Genomic DNA, 22,088 nt, shown 5'->3' on the forward strand with positions numbered 1-22,088 from the left:
CGGATCGCCCCGGACGAGGGCACGGGCGTGCGAAGGCTGGAATGCGAAGGGGCTCAAAATGGCTGAGGGACTGACAGCAGGCCAGTTGGAATGCCTGTTTACCGGCTCGGTGTGGGCCGAGGGGCCCGTTTGGGTGCCCCGCTCATGCACTGTGCGCTGGAGCGATATCCCCAACAACCGCATCCTCGAATTCAACGCAGCCACGGGAACCATCAGGGAGTACGCGGTGGGGGTCGAGTTCACCAACGGACGGACGCTCGACGCCGACGGCAGCGTAGTGCAGTGCAGCCATGGCCGCCGCCGGGTCGAGCGCGACCAGGAGGGCACCGTGACTGGCCTGGTGGATTCCTTCCGCGGCCGTCGCCTGAACTCACCCAACGACGTCGTGATTTCGCGTGACTCCAGCATCTGGTTCACCGACCCGCCGTACGGAATTCTTCCGGGCACCACGGAGGGACATGAAGGTGAGCAGGAGTACGGAGGCTGCCATGTGTTCCGCTTCGAGCCTGCTGCCGGCACTCTCACGGCCGTGATCACGGACCTTGTGTACCCGAACGGCCTGGCCTTCTCGCCGGACGAGTCGGTGCTTTACGTTTCCGACACCGCAGGGCCAAGCCATGGAGTACCGCTGAGGATCGTCGCCTATGACGTGAGCGGCAGCGTATGCAGCCGCCGGAAGACCGCCGTCGAGCTTGAAGACGGCCACGCCGCTGACGGCCTGCGCGTTGACGTCCAGGGGAGGATCTGGACCTCTGCCGGACCCGAAGTCAGGGTCTATTCCCCGGGCTTCGAACTCCTGGGGACCCTTGCCGTGCCCGAGACGGTATCGAACCTGTGCTTCGGGGGCCCGGACGGCCAGGACCTTTACATCACGGCGACCACAAGCCTTTACCGGATCCGCACCACCACCCGGGATGCGGCCGCCTTCACGTTTGATCCCACCGCCAACTGATCACGAGGATAACCATGCACTACAGAACCCTGGGCCGCAGCGGCACCGTCGTTTCCAGCTACGCGCTGGGAACCATGACGTTCGGTGCGGAGGCCACCGAGGAGTCGTCCTACGCAATCCTGGACAGCTACTTTGCTGCGGGCGGCAATTTCATCGACACCGCCGACGTCTACAGCAAGGGCGTTTCCGAGGAGATCATCGGCCGCTGGCTTGCCAAGCGGCCGGAGGAGAGGGACAGCGCGGTGGTGGCCACCAAAGGCCGCTTTCCAATGGGGACGTCACCGAACGACGTCGGAACGTCCCGCCGGCGCCTGACCCGCGCCCTGGACGATTCCCTCCGCCGCCTGGGAGTGGAGCAGATCGACCTGTACCAGATGCATGCCTGGGACCCGATCACACCGCTGGAGGAGACGCTGCGCTTCCTGGAAGACTCTGTCAGCCGCGGCAAGATTGCCTACTACGGCTTCTCCAACTTCCTGGGGTGGCAGCTGACCAAAGCCGTCCACGTTGCCAGTGCCCACGGCTGGAACCCGCCGGTCACCCTGCAGCCCCAATACAGCCTCCTGGTCCGTGAGATCGAATCCGAGATTGTTCCGGCTGCGCTTGACGCCGGGGTTGGCCTGCTTCCGTGGTCTCCGCTCGGCGGCGGGTGGTTGTCCGGCAAGTACAAGAAGGACCAGGCCCCCCAAGGAGCCACGCGCCTTGGGGAGAACCCCGAACGCGGCATGGAGGCCTGGAAGGCGCGCAATGACAATCCCCGTACCTGGGCCGTCATTGATGCCGTGGAAGGCATCGCCGCCGCCCGCGGCATCAGCCCTTCCCAGGTGGCGTTGGCCTGGCTGGCGGACAGGCCGGCCGTCACGTCGGTGATCCTGGGTGCGAGGACCACCGAACAGCTCGCGGACAACCTTGCTGCCGCCGACGTGCAGCTCACCCCTGACGAAACCAGGCGGCTGACGCAGGCCAGCGAGCCCCAGACCGGCGTCTATCCGTACGGCCCGCTGGCGCAGGAGCAGCGGAGCCGCAGGATTGAAGGGGGAAGGTAGCGCCTAGCGGATCATGCGGTAACGCACGTGAGTAACTAGCCGGGTTCCCAGCACTTCCGTCGGTTCCAGCTTCAGGTTCCCGACGCCGTCCAGGAGCCGCTCGCCCGCGCCGAGGGTCAGCGGCGCGATGTGCAGCCGCAATTCGTCGATCAGGCCGGCCGAAAGGTATTGGCGGGCAGTCTCTGCACCGCCGGCAACGGCGACGTCCTTGCCGGCCGCGGCCTCGCGTGCCTGGGCCAGCGCCGCTTCGATGCCGTCACTGACGAAATTGAAGGTGGTGCCACCCTCCATCTCCAGGGGAGCACGCGGATGGTGCGTGAGGACAAAGACAGGAGCGTGGTAGGGAGGCTCCTCGCCCCACCAGCCGCGCCAGTCCTTACCCCACGGTCCGGCTCCGGGACCGGCGAACATGTTGCGGCCCATGATGTAGGCACCCGCGGAGAGGATGCCCTTCAGCGCTTCGGCATTGGCCTCGGCTTCTTCGAACTGCCACCGGTGCAGGTCCTCGCCACCCTCGCCCAACGGGTTGTCCGGGGTCTGGTTCGGACCGGCAAGGAATCCGTCGAGGGATACGGTCAGATCGCACGTGACGCTGCTCATGGTTTCCTTAGGGCACTGGGGGCTTGCGGGGGGTTTTATCGAAAGAGGGCGGCAACTGCACTGATCCCGATCAACGTGCCGGGCACGGTGAGCCCCTCGGGACGGAGCCGCTGAAGGCGTTCCATCCGCACATGATCTCACGCCGGCCGGCGGAGGGGGAGTCCGGGGAGTCCGCCCGAAATGGGGTGGCCGGCAAACCGCCCTGGCCATGTACCCCGGCGCAGGCCCTTGAAGGCCCGATTGCAGCAGGGATAGCATGGCCGGCACCTGCCATCAAAGGAGACGGCCATGGGCGAGGCAACCCCGGAGGCGCCATCAGCAGAGCTGATGGTTGACTTCATCATTTCCCTGGACGGGTATGCCTCTGCGGAGGGCTGGCCCGGCTGGTGGGGACTGGAGGGGCCGGAATACCTGGCCTGGCTGGACCAGGAGGGGAAGGAAGACCGTACGTATCTGCTCGGTGCCAATACCTACCGGCTGATGTCCGGCATGTCCGAGGAGGCGGCTGCCGGCGGCTCAGCGTTTTCGGAGGAAGAAGGGGCCAGCCTCACGGGGCTTGCCGCGGTGCCGAAGGTGGTCTTCTCCTCCACGCTCCAGGGGCCGCTGAGCTGGCCGAATTCGGAGTTGGTCAACGGCGACGCCGTCGCGGCAGTGAAGGAGCTGAAACGGACCGGGACCCGGCCCCTGAGCACGCTCGGCAGCCTGCGGCTCTGCCGGTCGCTGCTCGCGGCGGGCCTGGTGGACAGGTTCCGGCTGGTGGTTTTCCCGGTGATTACCGGGCGCACCGGCCGGGAGCGGATCTACGACGGCTATCCCGACATCGCCCTGAAGCTGGTGGAGAGCCGGACGTTTGACGGCAGGCTGCAGCTGCTCGAGTACATTCCCACCGTGCTGGACGGACCGCCGGAGTGAATTACGACGGCGGGACGGTCATAGGTCCTGGGGGTGTCGCCGGCCGCGGCATACCTGCCGGGGACAGGGCACACTTGATGGCATGACTGATTCGGCTGCTGTGACCACCCAAGGCTCAACTGTTGAGGAGTGGACGCGTGCACTGGCGGAGTCAAAGGGCTCGCCCGGCGGAGGGGCAGGGACGGGAGTGATGCTGGCCATCGCAGCGTCGCTGGCGTCAATGGTCGCCGGCTACACGGAACCCAAGGAGCACCAGGGGCCGGAACTCGCTGCCCTGCACGAGCGGGCCTGCGCCCTTCGCACCGATGCCCTCAAGTTGGCCGACGACGATGCTGCCGCCTCCGAAGCGTTCGGCGCCGCCTTCCGGCTTGAACGCGGCCCGGAACGGGACCGGGCGGTACACCGGGCCTCCGTTGACGCAGCCAAGGCCTCCGCCGTGCTGGGCGAAAGGGCCGTTGCTGCCATTGATGACCTTGGCTGGCTCGCCTCCAACGGGAACCCTGCGCTCATAGCTGATGTCGTCGTCGGATTCGGCGCCTTGAGGGCAGCGGTTGCGGGGGCACGCACGAACGTCAGTTTCGACCTCGCCACCCTGAGGTCTGCCGGTGCCACGCTGGACCAGGTCAGGGAAGAGCATCAGGCGCTGTGGGCGGCCGTGGAGCAGCTTACCTCGGCGCTCGAACGCATCGACCAGCTCACGGCCGCGGTGGATCACCGTGCCGCACCCACCGACGCCGGCTGAACCGCCGCACTTCCCGCCGCCGTCGTACCTGCAAACGGTCCAGGCGGCGCCGCAGCGGCGCTTCTTCCCGGAACTCAACGCGGCACGTGGTCAGTGTCATGGCCCCGTGGCGGCGGAAGGATGCCCAGCTGGTAAGCGGTCGGGACGAGACGCCAACGGTGAGGGCGGGGTCGTAGATGACCGTCATCCCGGGGCGGAGGCGGTAGGAGATATCGACGTCGTCGTGGACATCCGCGTTGTCCCGTACCACGCTGCGGCTGATCTCCTGCCACACTTCCCGCCGCAGTGCGAAGTTTGAACCGAAGACCGGGGGATGGCCCAGCAGCAGCCGGAAGACCTTGAAATAGCCGCTCAGGAACACATGCCTTCCGGCCCAGCGGACCCACGGGCTCCCGCCATAGAAATCGGCCGGCCCGGTTACAAGGGTCATGGGGCCCGCCGCCGCCAGGTCGGCCTCCACCCGTTCCAGCCAGTCGGCCGCGGGCCTGGAGTCCGTGTCCAGCCGGGCGATGATGTCCCCTGCCGCCGCATCAAAGCCGGCGGCGGCCGTGGCAGGAATGCCCTGCAGATCCACGGGGATGCGGCGTACCCCGGCGGCGGTGCAGACGGCGGGCGTGTCGTCGCTGCTGGCGTTGTCCACCACGATGATTTCGTGGGCCGGCCTGGTTTGCCGGGAGAGCAGGTGCAGGCACGTCCTCAGCATTTCCGCGTCGTTCCGGGTGGGGATCACCACCGAAACGGCCGGGGCGTCACCGCCCGCATACCCGCTGTCCACTGCAGCCCCCTCGACCTTCAGCACCCTGTGCATTCGCGGCCTTCGCCCTTGCCCCAATGCTGGCGCAAGAAGGCCCCGGGGGTCCAACTGCCCTACCGCACTGCCTGCGCAACCTACTAGCGTGGCTGGCGTGGCAGGGACTCTGGAAAGGGTAACGGCGTGGCTGCTTGAGGGCGATCCGGCGATCAGGTGGCAGGTGCTGCAGGACCTGCGCGGCGCCGGCGACGACGAGGTCCTCACCGAACGCCGCCGCGTGGCAACGGAAGGTTGGGGCGCCCGGCTCCTGGGCGAACAGGACGGGGCCGGCACCTGGTCCCAGGGGCTCTACCTGCCCAAGTGGACTTCCACCACCTACACGCTCCTGCTCCTGCACCGGCTGGGCCTTCCGGAGGAAAACCCGCAGGCGGTCCGCGGCTGCCACTGCCTGTGGGACGGCGCCAGGTATTACGACGGCGGACCCAGCCTGTGGCGCGGACCCCCGGACACGTGCGTCGTAGGAATGCTTGTCCTCCTGGCCTCCTACTTCCGTTACGGGGAGCCGCGGCTGGACGCGGCCGTGTCCTGGCTGCTCCAGGAACAGCTTCCCGACGGCGGGTGGAACTGCCAGACCAGGCGGACAGGCTCCCGCCACGGTTCTTTCCACACCAGCATCACCGTCCTCGAGGCACTCGATGCCTACGGGCGGTCCGGCGGACCGGCCGACGTGCGGGCGGCAGCCGCGAAGGGACGCGAATTCTTCCTGGCCCATCACCTGTACCGCTCACACACCACCGGCGAGGTGGCCGACGGGGCATTCACCCGGTTCCCGTTTCCGCCGCAATGGCACTTCGATGTCCTCCGGGGACTCGAATACTTCCGGGCGAGCGGAGCAGCGCCCGATCCCCGGCTCGCGGATGCCGTGGAAAGGGTCCGCGCGGCCCGGAATCCTGACGGCAGCTGGAAGCGGTACGCGCCATACCCGGGCAGGCAGTGGTTCCCGCCAGAACCGCAGGGCCCCAGCCGCATGACCACCCTGCGGTGCCTTCGCGTGCTCCGCTGGTGGGACAGTACCGGCAGCGCGGGATGAAATTGGCCTCAGAGCAGCGGCCACGGGCGGCGCATCCCGGTCCCGTCCACCGGCATGACGCGGCCCCGCCCGGGTTCCCGGGGGAAGGGGCAGCCGCCGTCGAACGGGTGTTTGGCGAAAGTCCTCGATTCACGGCACGGGAGGGGGCTACCGTGGAGGGGTGACTGATCGTCCCGATATCTTCACAGTTGGCGAGCTGCGCGCCGCCGGCCACGCCCACAAGGACCTCCGCCAGGAAATCCGAGACAACCTCCTCGCCGCGCTCGCCGCCGGCAGGGATCCGTGGCCAGGTTTGTACGGGTTCAGCCGCACGGTCATTCCCCAGCTGGAGCGCGCCCTGATTGCCGGCCACGACGTGGTGCTGCTCGGCGAGCGCGGGCAGGGCAAGACCCGCCTCCTCCGCACCCTGGCGGGGTTGCTGGATGAATGGTCGCCGGTCATCGAGGGCTCGGAACTGAACGAACACCCCTTCGAGCCCATCACCGAGCACTACCGTGCCCTCGCCCTCACTGAGGGTGACCGGCTGCGGGTGGCGTGGCGCCACCGGTCGGAGCGGTACGTGGAGAAGCTGGCCACGCCGGACACGTCCGTCGCTGACCTGATTGGCGACGTGGACCCGATGCGCGTGGCCGAGGGCCGCCGCCTCGGGGATCCGGAGACCATCCATTACGGCCTGGTTCCGCGTTCCAACCGGGGCATCATCGCGATTAACGAGCTGCCGGACCTTGCGGAACGGATCCAGGTGTCCATGCTGAACGTGATGGAGGAGCGCGACATCCAGATCCGGGGCTACGTGCTCCGCCTGCCGCTGGACGTGCTGGTGGTCGCGTCCGCCAACCCGGAGGACTACACCAACCGGGGCCGGATCATCACGCCGCTGAAGGACCGCTTCGGCGCCGAGATCCGGACGCACTACCCAATCGAGCTCGACGACGAGGTGGCCGTCATCCGGCAGGAGGGGCAGCTGGTGGCCAACGTCCCGCCGGTCATCCTTGAGATCCTGGCGCGTTACACCCGCGCGCTGCGGCAATCCCCGGCGATCAACCAGACCTCGGGGGTTTCGGCGCGGTTCGCCATCGCGGGAGCCGAAACAGTGGCTGCCGCGGCGCTCCGCCGGGCGAGTGTGCGCGGCGAGGCCGAGGCTGTGGCCCGGATAGTGGACCTTGGGACAGCGGTGGAAGTCCTGACCGGCAAGATCGAGTTCGAGTCGGGTGAGGAAGGCCGCGAGCAAGCCGTCCTTGACCACCTCCTGCGCACAGCCACTGCCGAGGCGGTGCGCGCGCACTACCAGGGCCTCGATCTCGGCCCGCTCGTGGCAGCGCTCGACGGGCACACCACAGTCACCACCGGAGAGCACGTCACGGCGCAGGAGTTCCTGAAGAACCTGCCGTCCCTGAATGGATCGGGCCTTTACGACGAAATCGGCATCCGCCTCGGCGCAAAGTCAAAGGGCGAGCGCGCCGCCGCGATCGAACTCGCCCTGGAAGGCCTCTACCTTGCCCGCCGGATCTCCAAGGAGTCCGACGACGAGGAAACGGTCTACGGCTAGGGGCACCATGGACAGCCACCACCACTCCGCCAGGTACGGCCGGTACACGGGCGGACCCGATCCCCTTGCCCCGCCCGTCGACCTGGCGGAGGCGTTGGACGCCGTCGCCGACGACGTGATGGCAGGTTACTCACCCCGCCACGCCCTGCAGGAATTCCTCCGGCGCGGCGGCCGGAGCCGGGAAGGCCTGGACGACCTCGCCCGGCGCGTCCAGCAGCGCCGCAGTGAACTGCTTGGCAGGCACCGGCTGGACGGAACCCTCAGCGAGGTCAGGCAGCTCCTGGATACCGCCCTCCTGGAGGAACGCAAACAACTCGCCCGCGACGCGATGATGGACAACACGGACCGTGCCTTCCGGGAGATGCAGCTCCAGAACCTGCCCCAATCCACCGCGGCGGCCGTCAACGAGCTCGCTTCCTATGATTGGCAGTCCGGCGCCGCCAGGGAAGCGTACGAGCGGATCAAGGACCTGCTGGGCCGCGAGGCCCTGGACCAGCGCTTCGCCGGCATGAAGCAGGCGCTTGAGAACGCCACGGAAGAGGACCGGGCAGCCGTCAGCGGGATGCTCCGGGACCTGAACGAACTGCTGGACAAACACCGCCGCGGGCAGGACACGGAGGCTGACTTCCAGGAGTTCATGGCGCGGCACGGCCACCACTTCCCGGAAGATCCGCAGTCCGTGGAGGAGCTGATTGACGCACTGGCCAAGCGGGCAGCTGCGGCCCAGCGGCTCCTGCAGTCCATGTCGCCGGAGCAGCGGGAGGAGCTGATGCGCCTGTCCGCACAGGCTTTCGGGTCGCCGGAACTGATGGCCCAGCTCGACCGGCTCGACGACACCCTTCGGTCACTGCGTCCCGGAGAGGACTGGACCGGGTCGGAGCGGTTCGAGGGGCAGGAGGGGCTGGGCCTCGGCGACGGCACCGGCGTCCTCCAGGACATCGCGGAACTGGACGAACTCGCCGAGCAGCTTTCCCAGTCCTACAACGGATCAACGCTCGGCGACCTGGACCTGGATGCCCTGGCCCGCCAGCTTGGGCAGAACGCCGCCGTCACCGCACGCACGCTGGCGGAGATCGAGCGGGCCATGCAGGACGGCGGGTACCTGCGCCGTGGCGCGGACGGGGACCTCCGGCTTTCGCCCCAGGCCATGCGGCGGCTCGGGAAGTCACTCCTGCGGGATACCGCGAAACAGTTGTCCGGCAGGCAGGGGCGCAGGGACACCCGCGTGGCGGGAGCTGCCGGCGAGCAGACCGGCTCCAGCCGCCAATGGGAGTTCGGGGACGCCGAGCCCTGGGACGTCACGCGCACGCTGACCAACGCGATCAGCCGTACCGCGGCCGACGGCGGGACCCCGGGCGCCGGACTCCGCCTCACCCCCGCGGACATCGAGGTGAGCGAGACAGAGGCCCGCACCCACGCCGCCGTCGTCCTCCTTGTGGACGTTTCATTCTCAATGGCCGCCGAGGGGCGGTGGGTGCCCATGAAGCGCACTGCCCTGGCGCTGCACCACCTCGTGTCCACGCGCTTCCGCGGGGACAGGCTGGAGCTGATCACGTTCGGCCGCTATGCCCAGGCGATGGATATAGGCGAGCTCACGGCCATGCCTCCCCGGCGTGAACAAGGAACAAACCTGCACCACGGATTGCTGCTGGCCGGCCGGTTCTTCCGCAAGCATCCCTCCATGCAGCCCGTCCTCCTGGTGGTGACCGACGGCGAGCCCACCGCCCACCTGCTTGCGGAAGGCGAACCGTGGTTCTGCTGGCCACCGGACCCGGAAACCATCCGGGTGACGGTGGCGGAACTGGACCGGCTGGGCCGTGCCGGCACGCAGGCCACGTTCTTCAGGCTGGGCAACGACCCCAGCCTGGAACGGTTCGTGCAGCGCATGGTGCGCCGGGTGGATGGCAGGGTGGTGGCCCCCGAGGCCGGGGACCTCGGAGCCGCCGTGGTGGGGGAGTACCTGCGTGCGCACTTCCGCGGACGCGCGTTCGGAGACTCCGACTGGGCCTCCTAGCCACAGCACGGGATGGGTGCCCGGTCGTGGACGCCGGGCATGGAGAACCGCGGAATCGTGGCCCGGGCTGATGGCCGCGCAGGGCTGATCCGTGTGAGGATCGGAGTATGCCTGACCGCCTGATGCTGCTGGACACTGCCTCGCTGTACTTCCGCGCCTTCTACGGAATGCCGGATACGATCCGGCGCGGGGACGGCACACCGGTCAACGCCGTCCGGGGACTGCTGGACATGATTGCGCGGCTGACCACTGATTATCAGGCAACGCACCTGATCGCCTGCTGGGACGATGACTGGCGCCCGCAATGGAGGGTGGACCTTCTCCCCACCTACAAGGCGCACCGGGTGGCGGAGGCCGTCGCGGGCGCACCGGACGTCGAGGTGGTTCCGGATGCGCTGGAGGCGCAGCTTCCGATGATCCGCCGGGTTCTTGGGCTCGCCGGCATCGCCATCGTGGGCGCGCCTGACCACGAGGCCGACGACGTCGTGGGCACCTACGCGAGCCACGCGGACTTGCCCGTGGACGTGGTGACCGGAGACCGTGACCTCTTCCAGGTCTGCGACGACGAACGTCAGGTCCGGGTGATCTACACCGCCCGCGGCATGAAGAACCTCGAAGTCATCACCGAAGAAGTGGTGGTGGCCAAGTACCGGGTGCTGCCCCGGCAGTACGCCGACTATGCGACCCTGCGCGGCGACGCCTCGGACGGGTTGCCGGGCGTCGCGGGTATCGGCGAAAAGACGGCAGCGTCGCTGCTGCTCAAGCACGGCACCCTGGAGGGGCTCCTGGAAGCGGCCGGGCATTCCGGCAGCGGACTGTCCGCACCGGTGCGGGCCAGGTTGGCCGCCGCCGCGGACTACCTCTCGGTTGCCCCCGCCGTCGTCAGGCTCGTGCGGGACCTGGACCTGCCCAGCCCCGAACAGGCTGGGGCCAAGCTAAGCCCCGTTGCGGGGGAGCCGCGCACCGAACTGGAGCGCCTCGCCAGCGAGTGGAACCTGGGCGGCTCGGTCCGGCGGCTCCTGGCGGCCCTCGACCTGCAGCGGTAGGGACTGCAGTTCCTTCTTTGTGGCGCTCCCTCAACGCACCACGCCGCACACTCACCCTTGCGTCCCGCTTGCGTAGTCCGGATCGGGTAGTAAGCTTGCTGACCATTAGTAGTAAGCTTGCTGATTAGTCGGAGAAGCGGGAGCAGGTCGAACACATGAGTGCAGTTATTGGTGCCATCTGGTCCCTGGTGGCCGCCGCCGGAGCGGCGCTGGCGGCCAGCGCGCCTTTCGGTGCTGCAGGCCATGGTGGCCAGTACCTCGCCGGTCACGTGCTCTTGGGCGTGGGTCTGGGCCAGCTGCTCGCCGCAGTACTTCGCGCAGCCGTGCGCCGGGTTCTCCGGAAAGCCCCCCGGACAACGCAGGTACCCCTGGCAGCAGTTCCGGAAGCGGCACCTGCTGCGGCCCTGACACTAGCAGCGGCTGTCCCTGCACCGGCAATTGACGCAATCGAAACTACTGCCGTGACGGTCCTGCACCCCCGGCCGGCCGCCGTCGTGCCCCTGCAGGGCAAGCATGCCGCCTGAGATTCCAGGGCCCCGACACTCGGGGGAGGCTCTCCCGAAGCCCCAGCGGCGGACGGTTTGGACCGTGCTGGCCGCCATACTCGCAGCTGCCGCCCTGGTGGCCGGAGCATTCCTTGCCTCCGCAGGTCTTCGCGGCTCCGACTCGGATGAGGCAACCCTTCAGGGCTTGCAGATCCGCGTGCTCAACGTGAGCCAGGCCGCCGCGGAGAACAGGCTGGACGGCGCCCTCGCTGCCTTGGACGCGCTCGAAAATGACCTGGAGGCTGCCGCCGCAGGGGGCCTGGTCTCGGCGTCCAGGTACCGTGGCATCGAAGCCGCATTGTCGTCGGTCCGGGCCGAGATCACCCGCCACATCGAAGCCCAGGCCGCTGCGGCTTCCGCAGCCAAAGCAACGGCTGTCGCAGCCGAAACCCCCACCACGGACGCTTCCGCCACGCAGTCGCAGCCCGTCCCGCCCCAACCGGAATCGCCCGCCGCCGCCCCGGCGCCCGAATCCGCACCCCAGGGACCGGGACTGCCCGAAGCCGCCAAAGATTCCAGGGGTAGGACCAAAGGTACGGGAAAGCCCTGATCCCGGTGTCAGGCCGGGCCTCCGTCACGGCGGCAGCGAAGTTCCGGGCAAAATGGAGGGATGACTTCTCCGAGCGGCCTGAAGGTGCCGCCAGCCGGCAAGGCCTTCAACCTGGCGGCCATCGGCGCCGGACTGCCCTTCGCTGACTCGCTCGCGGCTTTGGCTGAAGCCCTGGGCCGCAGCGGTGCCGGAGGAACAGCAGGTGCCGGAGGAACGGCAGTAGTGCAGGCGCCGCCCGGAACAGGCAAGACCACCCTGGTGCCGCCGCTCCTCGCAAACCTCCTTGCGTCCGCCACCGGCCAGCCGGGCCGGGTGGTCGTGACCCAGCCCCGCCGCGTCGCCGCCCGTGCCGCCGCCCGCAGGCTGTCCGCCCTGGACGGCAGCCGGCTGGGAAGCCGCATCGGGTACACCGTCCGCGGCGAACGCCAGGCAGGACCCGAAACCCTCATCGAGTTCGTCACGCCCGGCATCCTGCTGCGCCGCCTGCTGGCCGCTCCGGACCTCCCCACGGCCGGCGCAGTGGTCCTGGACGAGGTCCACGAACGCGGGCTGGAAACGGATCTGCTCGTCGGCATGCTCGCTGAAGTCCGCCAGCTGCGCGGCGACCTGGCCGTCGTCGCAATGTCCGCCACCCTCGATGCGCCCCGGTTTGCCGCCCTGCTGGGAGACCACGACGGCGGCGGGCCGGCACCCGTCGTCGACTGCCCTTCCGCGCTCCATCCCTTGGGCATAGAGTGGCGGCCGGCTCCCGCCGCCAGGCTGGACGGCCGGGGAGTAACGCCCGCGTTCCTGGAGTTCGTGGCCGGGACGGCCGCGGAAGCCCACCGGCGTGAACTGGCACAGAACAGCGCCACAGATGCCCTGGTCTTCCTCCCCGGGGCGAGGGAGGTTTCCCAGGTCGCGGCGAGGCTCCGCAGCCTGCTTGGCCCAGGGACGGACGTGCTGGAACTCCATGGCCAGGCAGCGCCGGCGGAACAGGACCGCGCGGTATCCGGCCGTCGCCCGGGCGACAACGCCAGGATCATCGTCTCCACAGACCTCGCCGAGTCCTCACTGACCGTCCCCGGCGTCCGGCTGGTGGTGGATTCAGGGCTTGCCCGTGAGCCGCGGCGTGACGCTGCCCGCGGGATGAACGGACTGGTCACAGTCTCCTGCTCCCGGGCCTCGGCGGACCAGCGTGCCGGGCGGGCAGCCCGCCAGGGGCCGGGGACCGTAGTCCGCTGCTACAGCCAGCAAGCCTTTGGCGCCGCGCCGGCCCACGTGACCCCGGAAATCAACGTGGCGGACCTGACGGGCGCCGCCCTGCTGATGGCGTGCTGGGGGTCCCCAAGGGGGAAGGGCCTCCCCTTGCCTGACGCGCCGCCGCAGCAGGCCATGGATGATGCGATGGAAGTTCTGGCGGAGCTCGGGGCCGTGTCCGGCAGCGGCCAGGCCACCCGCGCAGGCAGGACCCTCGCCGGCATTCCCGCCGATCCGCGGCTGGCCCGTGCCCTGCTCGACGGCGCGGCAGCGGCCGGCTCCAGGGCGGCGGCTGAGGTGGTGGCTGCCGTGGCAGGTGATGGCCGCGCTCCCGGCGCAGACCTGGTGCGGCTCATGTCCCAGTTGCGCAGTGACAGCGGGCCGGCCGGGCGGCGTTGGACGGAGGAGAGCCGCCGCCTCCAGGCGCTGGCCGGGCAGGCAGGCCCGCTGTCCGAAGCTCCCGCGCTTCCTGCCCTCACCGGCGGCACTGAGGTGGTGGGCGCCGTCGTCGCCCTCGCTTTTCCCGACCGCGTGGCACGCAGGGTCCCCGGCGACGGGCCGGAGCGCTATCTGCTGTCATCCGGGACCCGGGCAGGCTTGCCGGCCGGAAGCAGCTTGGCAGGGCAGGAATGGCTGGCCGTTGCCGAGGTGTCCCGCGCCGAAGGCAGGGACTCCGCCGGCACCGGTGCCGTGATCCGCGCCGCGGCTCCGCTCTCGGCCGGCCTTGCCGAGGCGGCGGCGTCACACCTTCTGGCTGAGGCTGTTGAGGCGGCCTTCACGCAGGGCCGCGTCACCGCCCGCAGGGTCCGGCGATTGGGCGCCATTGGGCTCGCGTCCACTCCCGTGCGTCCGTCGCCCGCGGAGGGGAGGGCTGCGGTAGCAGCAGTGCTGCAAAAGGACGGACTTTCCGTCCTCAAATGGTCGACGCCGGCAGCATCCTTGCGCAGCCGCCTCGCCTTCCTGCACCGTGAGCTGGGCGGACCGTGGCCGGACGTGTCGGAGGCCGGGCTCCTTGTCCGGCTGCAGGACTGGCTGGGACCCGAGCTCGAGGCGCTTGCAGGGGGTGCGGACGCCAACACACTTGACCTCACCGGGCCCCTCCGGCGGCTGCTTCCCTGGCCGGAGGCAGCCAGGATGGATGAGCTCGCCCCGGAATGGCTGGAGGTCCCCAGCGGCTCCAGGGTGCGGATTGAGTATCCGGAACCTTCAGCGGGGACGGAACGGCCCGTGGTTGCCGTCAAACTCCAGGAGTGCTTTGGGCTGGCAGAGACGCCCCGCCTGGTCCATGGCCGGGTGCCGGTCCTGTTCCACCTGTTGTCACCGGCCCGGCGGCCGCTCGCCGTCACCGACGACCTGACATCCTTCTGGTCCGGACCCTACGCACAGGTCCGCGCCGAGATGAGGGGGCGCTATCCCAAGCATCCGTGGCCGGAAGATCCCTGGACCGCACCGGCCACCGCACGGACCAAGCAGCGGAAATAGCCCGCTGCCGCGTTCGCCTCCCCGGGCCCGCGGCCCCGCGTGAGATCTCCGATACACGCCCGTTACGTACCGTCGACGCGCTGAAACATGCACGGCATAGGCTCGTTTCCACTTGGACAGTGTTGTCCTCAACAGGAAACGGAAGGACGTAAAGATGTTTCTCTTCACCAGCCTTAACCTCTTGCTCGACGGCCGGCGCAGTGATGACAGCCGGTCACACGGCGGCGGCAGCGGACAAACCGAATTCCCTGAAGGCCAGCTCAGTTCCGCAGCCTGGGAAGGCTGGTGGCACGAGGAAGCCGCCTGACAGCCGGACTCCCTGGGCGCCTGGTTCCGGGCAGCGGCCCCGTCAAAGGCCGCTGCGAATCAGCCGGAGGCGCGGATGAAGCCAGCCACAGGCTCGGCAAGGGACGCGCCCACTTCCGCGGCTGAACGCTTCACGCCGGCCACCGCAAACGAATGGTCGCCGCCGTCCACCCACTGCAGGACAGCTGAGGGTCCTATCCGGCGCACCACATCCTCGAGGATGCCGGGAGTAGCGAACGTGTCGCGGCTGCCCTGCAGGAACAGCATCGGTGAAGTGATGCCGTAAAGGTGTTCGTCCCGGACTTTGTCGGGCTTTCCCGGCGGATGCAGGGGATACCCCAGGTAGACCAGTCCTGCAGCCTCCATCCCGTCTGCCACGGCCATCGAGGCCATCCGTCCGCCGAAGGATTTGCCCGCCGCCCAGATGCGGCCGGTGGCGCCGTGTTCCGCCCCCTGGCCTGCCGCCGCAGCCATGGCTGCCCGCCACGCTGCGATCGCCGTGGGTGGGCGGTCCGGGAACTTCCTTCCGGCCTCCCGGTAGGGGAAGTTGAAGCGGAGGGTGGCGAGGCCGAGGGAGTTCAGTGCGTCGGTGAACCCGCGCAGGAAGGGATGCTCCATGCCCGCACCCGCACCGTGCGCCAGCACCACCGTGGCGGACGGGCTGTCAGGGCACGCGTAGGTGCCGGAGACCATGACTTCGCCCACCGGGATGCTGAGGGCGGTTTCAGAAGCTGACATGCGTCCATCATGCCGGACCGGCCGCCAAAATCTGCCGGCCTCCTGTTGCAGGGGTGTACGTTGTCCCCATGGCGAGCGAACAGACCACCATCACAGTCCAGGGGCCGAACGGCGAGCGGGAAATGCGCATTTCGAGCCCCAGCCGGGTCATTTGGCCTGAGCCGGGAATCACCAAACTCGACCTGGCGAAGTACATCTGCGATGTCGGGGAAGCGTTCATCGCTGCCAACGGTGGCAGGCCTGTGGCCCTGCAGAGGTTCTCGGGCACCATCGACGGCGAGATGTTCTTCTCCAAGAACCCGCCGAAAGGTGCGCCGGCGTTCGTCCGGTCCACCAAGGTGGTCTTTCCGAGCGCACGCTCCCATCCCATGCTGATCCTTGATGAACCCGCAGCGGCCGTATGGGCGGTGCAGATGAACACCATCGTTTTCCACCCCTGGCCCTCCCGTGCGGAAAACACGGACAATCCCGACCAGTTGCGCATCGACCTCGACCCCCAGCCGGGAACCGATTTCGACGACGCCATCCCTGCCGCGCTGGCGCTGAAGGAGGTCCTGGCCGAGGCGGGCCTTGACTGCTTCATCAAGACCTCGGGGAACCGTGGACTGCACGTTTACGCGCCAGTGGAGCCCGTGCGGGAATTCCTTGACGTCCGGCACGCTGTCATCGCCGCGGCCCGGGAACTGGAGCGCCGGATGCCGGAAAAGGTCACCACCGCCTGGTGGAAGGAAGAACGCGGCGAGCGGGTATTCGTGGACTTCAACCAAGCCAACCGGGACCGCACCATCGCCGGCGCCTACAGCCCCCGGCCGCTGCCCCACGCCCCGGTGTCCTGCCCGATCACCTGGGATGAACTGGAAAACGTGGATCCGAAGAACTTCACCGTCCTCACCGTCCCGGACCGGCTCAAGACGCTCGGTGACCCCTGGGCGGACATGGGCAGGAACCCCGGAACCATCGACACGCTCCTTGGGTGGTGGGAGCGTGACCTCAAGGCCGGGCTGGGCGAGCTTCCGTTCCCGCCGGACTACCCCAAGATGCCGGGCGAGCCGCCCAGGGTGCAGCCAAGCCGGGCGCGCAAGCAGGAGTAGCGGAAGCGGAAGGCAACCTCCGCCGTCGCCCCAAGTCCTTACCCGCGCGCACTTTGCCAGCAGCTATTCGAACCGGGAGGGATCCCCGGTGCCGCGCCGGACAACCTCCGCCACGCCGCTGGAAAAGTCCACCACTGTGGTGGGTTCTGATCCGCAGTCGCCCGCGTCGATCACGGCATCCACCTGGTGGTCCAGGCGCTCCTTGATCTCCCACCCCTGGGTCAGCGGGTCCTCCTCGTCAGGGAGCAGCAGGGTGCTCGAAAGCAACGGCTCACCGAGCTCCGCGAGCAGTGCCTGAACCACCCGGTTGTCCGGAATCCTCACGCCAACCGTTTTCTTCTTCGGATGCAGCAGGCGCTTCGGAACCTCCTTGGTGGCCGGCAGGATGAAGGTATAGCCGCCCGGGGTTACGGCCTTGATGCTCCGAAAGACATCGTTCCCGATGTGCACAAACTGGCCCAGCTGCGCGAAGTCACGGCAGACCAGCGTGAAGTGGTGCTTGTCGTCCAGCCGGCGGATGGTCCTGATCCGGTCCAGGGCGTCCCTGTTGCCTATCTGCGCGCCCAGCGCGTAGCAGGAGTCCGTGGGATAGGCGATCAGCCCGCCGTCGAGCACTATCTTGACTGCCTGGGTGATGGCGCGGGGCTGGGGGTCCTGGGGGTGAACGTCAAAGTATCTGGCCATGACCCTGAGCCTACGGCCCAGGCGGTCCCTTGCGCACCACCGTTCGGCATCCCCTACCACCCGACCTTCGTTTGAGGCAGGATGTTGTCTGGTTCCACCATGTTCCGTCCCCATTCAAGGAGATCCACCATGCCGACCACTCTCAACCCCTACATCAGCTTCCGCGACAACGCCCGCGAGGCGATGACCTTCTACCAGGCGGTCTTCGGCGGCGACCTGGCCCTCAGCACTTTCGGCGAGTTCCAGGCCAGCGACGATCCGGCCGAATCGGACAAGATCATGCACGGCATGCTGACCACCACCCAGGGGATGGTGCTGATGGGGGCGGACACGCCGAACAGCATGGGGTACGCGCCGGGATCATCCATTTCGATCTCGCTCAGCGGTGACGATGAAGCGGAACTGCGCGGGTACTACGAGAAACTCAGTGGCGATGGCGGAACGGTGACCGTTCCCATGGAGCAGGCGCCCTGGGGTGACATCTTCGGCATGTGCACCGACCGGTTCGGTGTGGCCTGGCTGGTCAACGTCAACAACCCCCAGGCTGCCACGGGAACACCCTAGGACGGTAGCTTCTTTCGGGCCGCGAAGCAGGCGCGCTGAACGGTCCTCGCCCAGGCCCAGCAGCCCCGGGTTATTGAGGAGAATCCGGGCCGGTGCGAGGATGTAGGCGTGGAGCCAGACGTCAGATTCACCGGCCCGGAACATGAGCGGCCCGCCACTGCCAGGCCACCGGGCCTCCGGCAGGGCTAGGTTCCCGGTTCGGATCAGGAATGAGCCGCACGCTCTATCTCGACGTCGACGGCGTCGTTTGTCCGTTCGGGCCAACCGGAGCCAGGGCTTGGGGATCCGGCTGGAAGTACGCCGATGCGGGCCTCCTGCCCGTGGCCTATGCGCCGGAACTCGTGGACGGGCTGAACGGCATTGCCGCGATGCCGGGGGTGCGCTGCGTCTGGCTCACCAGCTGGGAGGAACTTGCCCCGCAGTACCTGTGCCCGGCCATTGGCCTGGACGGGGCACGGTGGCCTTACCTGACTTCAGGCGGGACAGCCGCGGGGGAGGGCTGGTGGAAGCTTCGCGCCATCCAGGAGGACGTGGAAGCCGCCGGCCTTGAGGCTGTTGCCTGGATCGACGACCAGTTGGCATTCGAGGCGGCGGCCCAGGCCTGGGTCAGGCTCCTCGGCCGGCGCATCCTGTCCGTTTCCCCCGATCCGAGACGCGGCATCTCGCCCATGGAACTGGAGCGGATACGGTCGTTTCTCGGACAGCCGTTGTTTTGACCTGTTGTTGGGTACGCGTACGATCGATAGGGTTTCACGCCGGTCTGGTTACCGCCACAAGTCATTCCAAGCGAACAGCTGGTGAATTATCTGTGCAGGGCAGCCGGCGGAAAAGAAACTGCTGGACGTCGACTCTGCAGATTGGGCAACAGGTGGATATCACCTTCATGGTGGCGCTGGTTATCGCACTGGCACTATTTTTCGATTTCACTAACGGTTTCCACGACACCGCGAATGCCATGGCCACGCCCATCGCAACCGGCGCCATCAAACCAAAAACCGCGGTGGCGCTGGCAGCCATCCTGAACCTCGTGGGCGCATTCCTTTCCACGGAGGTGGCCAAAACGGTGTCCGGCGGAATCATCCGTGAGGGATCGGACGGCGTCCAGATCACGCCGGACATCATCTTTGCCGGACTCATGGGTGCCATTCTTTGGAACATGATCACCTGGCTGAAGGGCCTTCCCTCAAGTTCTTCGCATGCCTTGTTCGGCGGGCTCATCGGTGCCGCCATTGCCGGCATCGGCTTCAACTCCATCAACCTTGAAGGCCTCCTCCAGAAGGTCATCCTCCCGGCGATCTTCGCACCGCTTATTGCCGGCGTCGTTGCCTACATCTGCACGCGCCTCGCCTACGCGCTGACCTCGCGCCACGATCCCGAGACCGGCAGCAAGCTCACCCAGAAGCGCGGCGGCTTCCGGACCGGCCAGATCTTCACGTCCAGCCTGGTTGCACTGGCCCACGGCACCAATGACGCCCAGAAGACCATGGGCATCATCACGCTGGTCCTGATTGCCGCCGGAACCCAGGAGGCCGGCTCAGGACCCCAGTTCTGGGTTATTGCAGCCTGCGCCCTGGCCATCGCCATCGGCACGTACGCCGGCGGGTGGCGCATCATCCGCACCATGGGTGCCGGTCTCACCGAGGTTAAGCCCGCCCAGGGCTTCGCGGCCGAGACCAGCACGGCGTCTGCCATCCTTGCGTCCTCACACCTCGGCTTTGCGCTCTCCACCACCCAGGTTGCTTCCGGTTCCGTCATCGGCTCCGGCATGGGCCGCAAGGGAACCAGCGTGCGCTGGAACATGGTGGGCAAGATCGCCCTGGGGTGGCTGTTCACCCTTCCCGCCGCCGGAATTGTGGGGGCATTGACCGCCCTCCTGGTCAAGACGGGCGTGGTTGGCGTTTTGATTGCCGCCGTTGCCGGCACCGCAGCCGTGCTGCTGATGTTCTTCTACTCACGCAAGTCCGCCGTCGGCCATCACAACGCCATCGAGGTGGAAGAAGCCGGACAAGCCGTCCGTTTTGCCAAGAAGAAGGCCCTGGCACGTGCCCGTGCGCGCGCAAAATCCAAGGCAAACGCCCAGGCCGAGCCAAACACCCAGCCCACTAACAAAACCGAAGCCGGCACCCAGGCGGAAGCCGAAGCCGTCGACACGAAGGATGCCCAACGATGAAGTGGTTGGAACTGCTGACCGTAGCCGGTGCCACCCTGGCGGCCGCTGTGACTGTGGTGGTCCTCTACTCCCTGGGCGTCAGGCTGACCGCCATCGCCGGTGACCCGCAGCAGGTGTCCCCAGGAACCAAGCGTGCGTTCGCATACGTCTGCTTCGGCCTGTGCGGCCTGGCAGTGCTCTTCGGGCTGTACCTGATCATTCCGTACTTTTCCGGCTGACCTGCCTCTGGCAGGCGCTGATGCCGTTGGCTAGGCTGGCTCCATGCCACGTATCCAGTACTTCGTCGCCGCGTCCCTGGACGGCTTTATCGCCACGCCCACCGATGACCTGGGCTGGCTCCTGCAGTTCGACGGTTTTGAGGGCGGCAAGGAAAGCTACGAGTCGTTCATGGCAGATGTCGGCTGCATCGTCATGGGCGGCGGAACCTACGCCTGGCTCCTGGAGCACGAGCCGGGCAACTGGCCTTACCCGGGCACACCCTCCTACGTGTTCACCCGGCATGAGTACACGGCTCCGGCAGGTTCCGACATCACCTTCGTCCGCGGCGAAGTCACCGAGTTCCTCGCAGACTTCGAACGGGCCGCCGGCGGCAAGAACATCTGGGTGGTGGGCGGCGGGAACCTCGCCGCCCAGTTCGCTTCGGCCGGATTGCTCGACGAACTTATCCTCTCCGTCATCCCGGTGGTACTGGAGGATGGCAAGCGGCTGCTTCCGCTGGCAGGCCCGACGCCGCCACTTGAGTTGGTGGCCTCGCGCACCATGGGCAGGGGAATCGTGGAGCTGCGGTACCGGCTGGATGGAATTGCCGGCTCCTGAGCGGAAGCCCAACCAACGTTCATCCGTCGCGGGCGTGCAGGAACTGCTCGAGGGCTTCTTCGCCGGGGGAGAGCCCGGTGTAGGCGAAGTCCGTACAGCCTGCGATTGATCCTTCCAGGCGTTTCACTTCCGCAGCCCGATCTGGCCACTTGGGTGGTTCCCAGTCCTGGTGTTCGCTTGTGTAGTGGCGGCCGGTGGGTGAGGTCCAGCCGGGTGGTTCGTTTTTTGTTGCCGGGGTGGGGTTCCAGCCGCTGGTGTGGCGGAGTTTGTGGTGTTTCGGGCAGGGCTGGCCGAGGTTCGAGACTCCGGTGGTGCCGCCGTTGTGCCAGGCGAGGAGGTGGTCGGCTTCGTTGTCGAGGGAGTGGTTGCTGCAGCCGGGGAAGGGGCATCTTCCGTCCCGCAGCCTAAGCCAGTTCCGCATCGCCTTGGTCACCCGGTAGCTGGTGCGGCCGATTTCCAGCGGCGCCCCGTCCCGCGGGTCCACCAGCACCCGGTAGAAGGAGCTGGCACCGTCGGCGACGAGCTCCCGTGCCATCGAGGGCGGAATGGGGCCGGCCCCGTCCAGCACCGCCGGCTCGTCCGTCAAGCCCAGCAGGGCGAACACTGGCACGGTGACCAGCACCTCGGCCCGGACTGGCGCTTGGCTTGGACCGGTTCCCTCGCCGCCGTCGCCAGCACCGGCTGCACCGGTAACGCCGGTAGTGTTGCCGCTGTTGAGGAGCCCTTCGGCGAAACTATCCGCCCGGAGCTGGGTGAGGGTGCGGTGCTCGTTTGGTCCCTGCATGGTCCGGGAGAGCGCGGTGAGCTTGTTCCAGAGGGCCGTGGCCTGGTGGGCGGGCAGGTAGGCGGAGAGCCAGGCCATCCCGTCCTGGTCGGGCCGGTATTCGACCCGCCGGTCCGAAACCCCTTGGGCGTGGCGTTGTTCGATGGAGTCAGCGTGGTGGCGTTCGCGCCAGGTGCGCGCCTTGGCCCGGAACCTGTACGCGGGGATCTCCCCGATCGGGGCGGCGGTGGCTGGTTTTGGTGTGTCCGGGTCCAGGAAGTGGGCTTCCAGGGCGGCGGCGCCGGCGGGGTCAAGGGTGGCGGCCTCGTCCACCATGACGGTGGCGTGCTGCCAGGAGATGGTTCCGTTGTGCAGGGCTGCGAGGGTCCGGGGCAGGGAGGTGGTCAGGGCGTGGGAGCGGGCCAGCAGGGCTCCGGC

At 67.9% G+C, this 22,088-nt stretch carries 23 protein-coding genes; 18 read left to right on the forward strand and 5 right to left on the reverse strand.

The genetic code is table 11. The annotated features are described in order from the left end of the window. Positions 1 to 58 precede the first annotated feature (58 nt). Positions 59 to 952, forward strand: a complete 894-nt coding sequence (locus ACQ3DC_RS19130) for an SMP-30/gluconolactonase/LRE family protein (protein ID WP_430752961.1) — start codon at positions 59 to 61, stop codon at positions 950 to 952. 14 nt (positions 953 to 966) lie between these two features. Beyond that, on the forward strand, positions 967 to 1,998 hold the full coding sequence (locus ACQ3DC_RS19135) for an aldo/keto reductase (RefSeq protein ID WP_323057228.1): 1,032 nt from the start codon (positions 967 to 969) through the stop codon (positions 1,996 to 1,998). A gap of 3 nt (positions 1,999 to 2,001) precedes the next feature. Here the strand turns inward: ACQ3DC_RS19135 and ACQ3DC_RS19140 are convergent, their stop codons facing one another. Continuing rightward, positions 2,002 to 2,598, reverse strand: a complete 597-nt coding sequence (locus ACQ3DC_RS19140; RefSeq protein WP_323057227.1) for a dihydrofolate reductase family protein — start codon at positions 2,596 to 2,598, stop codon at positions 2,002 to 2,004. A gap of 288 nt (positions 2,599 to 2,886) precedes the next feature. Here ACQ3DC_RS19140 and ACQ3DC_RS19145 point away from each other — a divergent pair, with 288 nt between their 5' ends. Both ACQ3DC_RS19145 and ACQ3DC_RS19150 read left to right on the forward strand, forming a co-directional pair. Next, a complete protein-coding gene (locus ACQ3DC_RS19145; RefSeq protein WP_321216147.1) occupies positions 2,887 to 3,510 on the forward strand; it encodes a dihydrofolate reductase family protein in 624 nt (207 codons plus the stop codon). 82 nt (positions 3,511 to 3,592) lie between these two features. Next, positions 3,593 to 4,252 (forward strand): cyclodeaminase/cyclohydrolase family protein, encoded by a 660-nt coding sequence (locus ACQ3DC_RS19150; protein WP_157242398.1) that lies wholly within the window; start codon positions 3,593 to 3,595, stop codon positions 4,250 to 4,252. Here the strand turns inward: ACQ3DC_RS19150 and ACQ3DC_RS19155 are convergent. Beyond that, positions 4,206 to 5,060 carry a glycosyltransferase family 2 protein gene (locus ACQ3DC_RS19155; RefSeq protein WP_421093597.1) on the reverse strand — a complete coding sequence of 285 codons (855 nt, stop codon included), beginning with the start codon at positions 5,058 to 5,060 and terminating at the stop codon, positions 4,206 to 4,208. The genes ACQ3DC_RS19150 and ACQ3DC_RS19155 overlap by 47 nt on opposite strands. Before the next feature lie 97 nt (positions 5,061 to 5,157). On the opposite strand from ACQ3DC_RS19155, the gene ACQ3DC_RS19160 reads away from it, so the two are divergent. The 8 genes from ACQ3DC_RS19160 to ACQ3DC_RS19195 all read left to right on the forward strand — a co-directional run bounded on the left by ACQ3DC_RS19160 (position 5,158) and on the right by ACQ3DC_RS19195 (position 14,825). Next, complete coding sequence (locus ACQ3DC_RS19160; RefSeq protein WP_421093596.1) at positions 5,158 to 6,093, forward strand: hypothetical protein; 936 nt, start codon at positions 5,158 to 5,160, stop codon at positions 6,091 to 6,093. 160 nt (positions 6,094 to 6,253) lie between these two features. After that, on the forward strand, positions 6,254 to 7,642 hold the full coding sequence (locus tag ACQ3DC_RS19165) for a sigma 54-interacting transcriptional regulator (protein ID WP_430752962.1): 1,389 nt from the start codon (positions 6,254 to 6,256) through the stop codon (positions 7,640 to 7,642). 7 nt (positions 7,643 to 7,649) lie between these two features. Continuing rightward, positions 7,650 to 9,656 (forward strand): vWA domain-containing protein, encoded by a 2,007-nt coding sequence (locus ACQ3DC_RS19170; RefSeq protein WP_421093595.1) that lies wholly within the window; start codon positions 7,650 to 7,652, stop codon positions 9,654 to 9,656. A 107-nt stretch (positions 9,657 to 9,763) separates the two neighbouring features. Further along, a complete protein-coding gene (locus ACQ3DC_RS19175; protein WP_157242394.1) occupies positions 9,764 to 10,702 on the forward strand; it encodes a 5'-3' exonuclease in 939 nt (312 codons plus the stop codon). A gap of 155 nt (positions 10,703 to 10,857) precedes the next feature. Next, positions 10,858 to 11,226, forward strand: coding sequence for a hypothetical protein (locus ACQ3DC_RS19180; protein ID WP_421093594.1), 369 nt, complete (start codon positions 10,858 to 10,860; stop codon positions 11,224 to 11,226). A gap of 64 nt (positions 11,227 to 11,290) precedes the next feature. Further along, positions 11,291 to 11,797: a hypothetical protein gene (locus ACQ3DC_RS19185; RefSeq protein WP_421093593.1), complete on the forward strand. Its 507-nt coding sequence runs from the start codon at positions 11,291 to 11,293 to the stop codon at positions 11,795 to 11,797. Positions 11,798 to 11,857: 60 nt separating this feature from the next. After that, on the forward strand, positions 11,858 to 14,518 hold the full coding sequence (gene hrpB / locus ACQ3DC_RS19190) for an ATP-dependent helicase HrpB (protein ID WP_430752963.1): 2,661 nt from the start codon (positions 11,858 to 11,860) through the stop codon (positions 14,516 to 14,518). 154 nt (positions 14,519 to 14,672) lie between these two features. Then, the gene (locus ACQ3DC_RS19195) at positions 14,673 to 14,825 is read left to right on the forward strand and encodes a hypothetical protein (RefSeq protein ID WP_197432528.1); all 153 of its coding nucleotides are present in this window, start codon (positions 14,673 to 14,675) and stop codon (positions 14,823 to 14,825) included. Between the two features lie 59 nt (positions 14,826 to 14,884). On the opposite strand, the gene ACQ3DC_RS19200 is transcribed toward ACQ3DC_RS19195, so the two are convergent. Continuing rightward, on the reverse strand, positions 14,885 to 15,562 hold the full coding sequence (locus ACQ3DC_RS19200; RefSeq protein WP_421093591.1) for an alpha/beta hydrolase family protein: 678 nt from the start codon (positions 15,560 to 15,562) through the stop codon (positions 14,885 to 14,887). A gap of 68 nt (positions 15,563 to 15,630) precedes the next feature. Between ACQ3DC_RS19200 and ligD the strand changes: the two genes are divergently transcribed. Then, positions 15,631 to 16,653, forward strand: a complete 1,023-nt coding sequence (gene ligD, locus ACQ3DC_RS19205; RefSeq protein ID WP_430752964.1) for a non-homologous end-joining DNA ligase — start codon at positions 15,631 to 15,633, stop codon at positions 16,651 to 16,653. A gap of 63 nt (positions 16,654 to 16,716) precedes the next feature. On the opposite strand, the gene ACQ3DC_RS19210 is transcribed toward ligD, so the two are convergent. Continuing rightward, positions 16,717 to 17,337, reverse strand: coding sequence for an L-threonylcarbamoyladenylate synthase (locus tag ACQ3DC_RS19210; RefSeq protein ID WP_321216159.1), 621 nt, complete (start codon positions 17,335 to 17,337; stop codon positions 16,717 to 16,719). A 129-nt stretch (positions 17,338 to 17,466) separates the two neighbouring features. Between ACQ3DC_RS19210 and ACQ3DC_RS19215 the strand changes: the two genes are divergently transcribed. The 5 genes from ACQ3DC_RS19215 to ACQ3DC_RS19235 all read left to right on the forward strand — a co-directional run bounded on the left by ACQ3DC_RS19215 (position 17,467) and on the right by ACQ3DC_RS19235 (position 20,887). After that, complete coding sequence (locus tag ACQ3DC_RS19215; protein ID WP_430752965.1) at positions 17,467 to 17,901, forward strand: VOC family protein; 435 nt, start codon at positions 17,467 to 17,469, stop codon at positions 17,899 to 17,901. Positions 17,902 to 18,110: 209 nt separating this feature from the next. Further along, on the forward strand, positions 18,111 to 18,617 hold the full coding sequence (locus ACQ3DC_RS19220) for an HAD domain-containing protein (protein ID WP_430752966.1): 507 nt from the start codon (positions 18,111 to 18,113) through the stop codon (positions 18,615 to 18,617). 152 nt (positions 18,618 to 18,769) lie between these two features. Then, positions 18,770 to 20,071: an inorganic phosphate transporter gene (locus ACQ3DC_RS19225; RefSeq protein ID WP_323057216.1), complete on the forward strand. Its 1,302-nt coding sequence runs from the start codon at positions 18,770 to 18,772 to the stop codon at positions 20,069 to 20,071. After that, positions 20,068 to 20,289, forward strand: a complete 222-nt coding sequence (locus ACQ3DC_RS19230; RefSeq protein ID WP_104997881.1) for a hypothetical protein — start codon at positions 20,068 to 20,070, stop codon at positions 20,287 to 20,289. The genes ACQ3DC_RS19225 and ACQ3DC_RS19230 overlap by 4 nt, the downstream gene beginning before the upstream one ends. A 43-nt stretch (positions 20,290 to 20,332) precedes the next feature. Further along, the gene (locus ACQ3DC_RS19235) at positions 20,333 to 20,887 is read left to right on the forward strand and encodes a dihydrofolate reductase family protein (RefSeq protein WP_430752967.1); all 555 of its coding nucleotides are present in this window, start codon (positions 20,333 to 20,335) and stop codon (positions 20,885 to 20,887) included. Positions 20,888 to 20,906: 19 nt separating this feature from the next. Here the strand turns inward: ACQ3DC_RS19235 and ACQ3DC_RS19240 are convergent. Beyond that, on the reverse strand, positions 20,907 to 22,088 hold a 1,182-nt coding region (locus ACQ3DC_RS19240), incomplete at its 5' end, for a DUF222 domain-containing protein (protein WP_430752968.1).

The sequence above is a fragment of the Paenarthrobacter sp. NEAU-H11 genome, from assembly GCF_050573415.1.
In the GTDB taxonomy this organism is placed as follows: domain Bacteria; phylum Actinomycetota; class Actinomycetes; order Actinomycetales; family Micrococcaceae; genus Arthrobacter.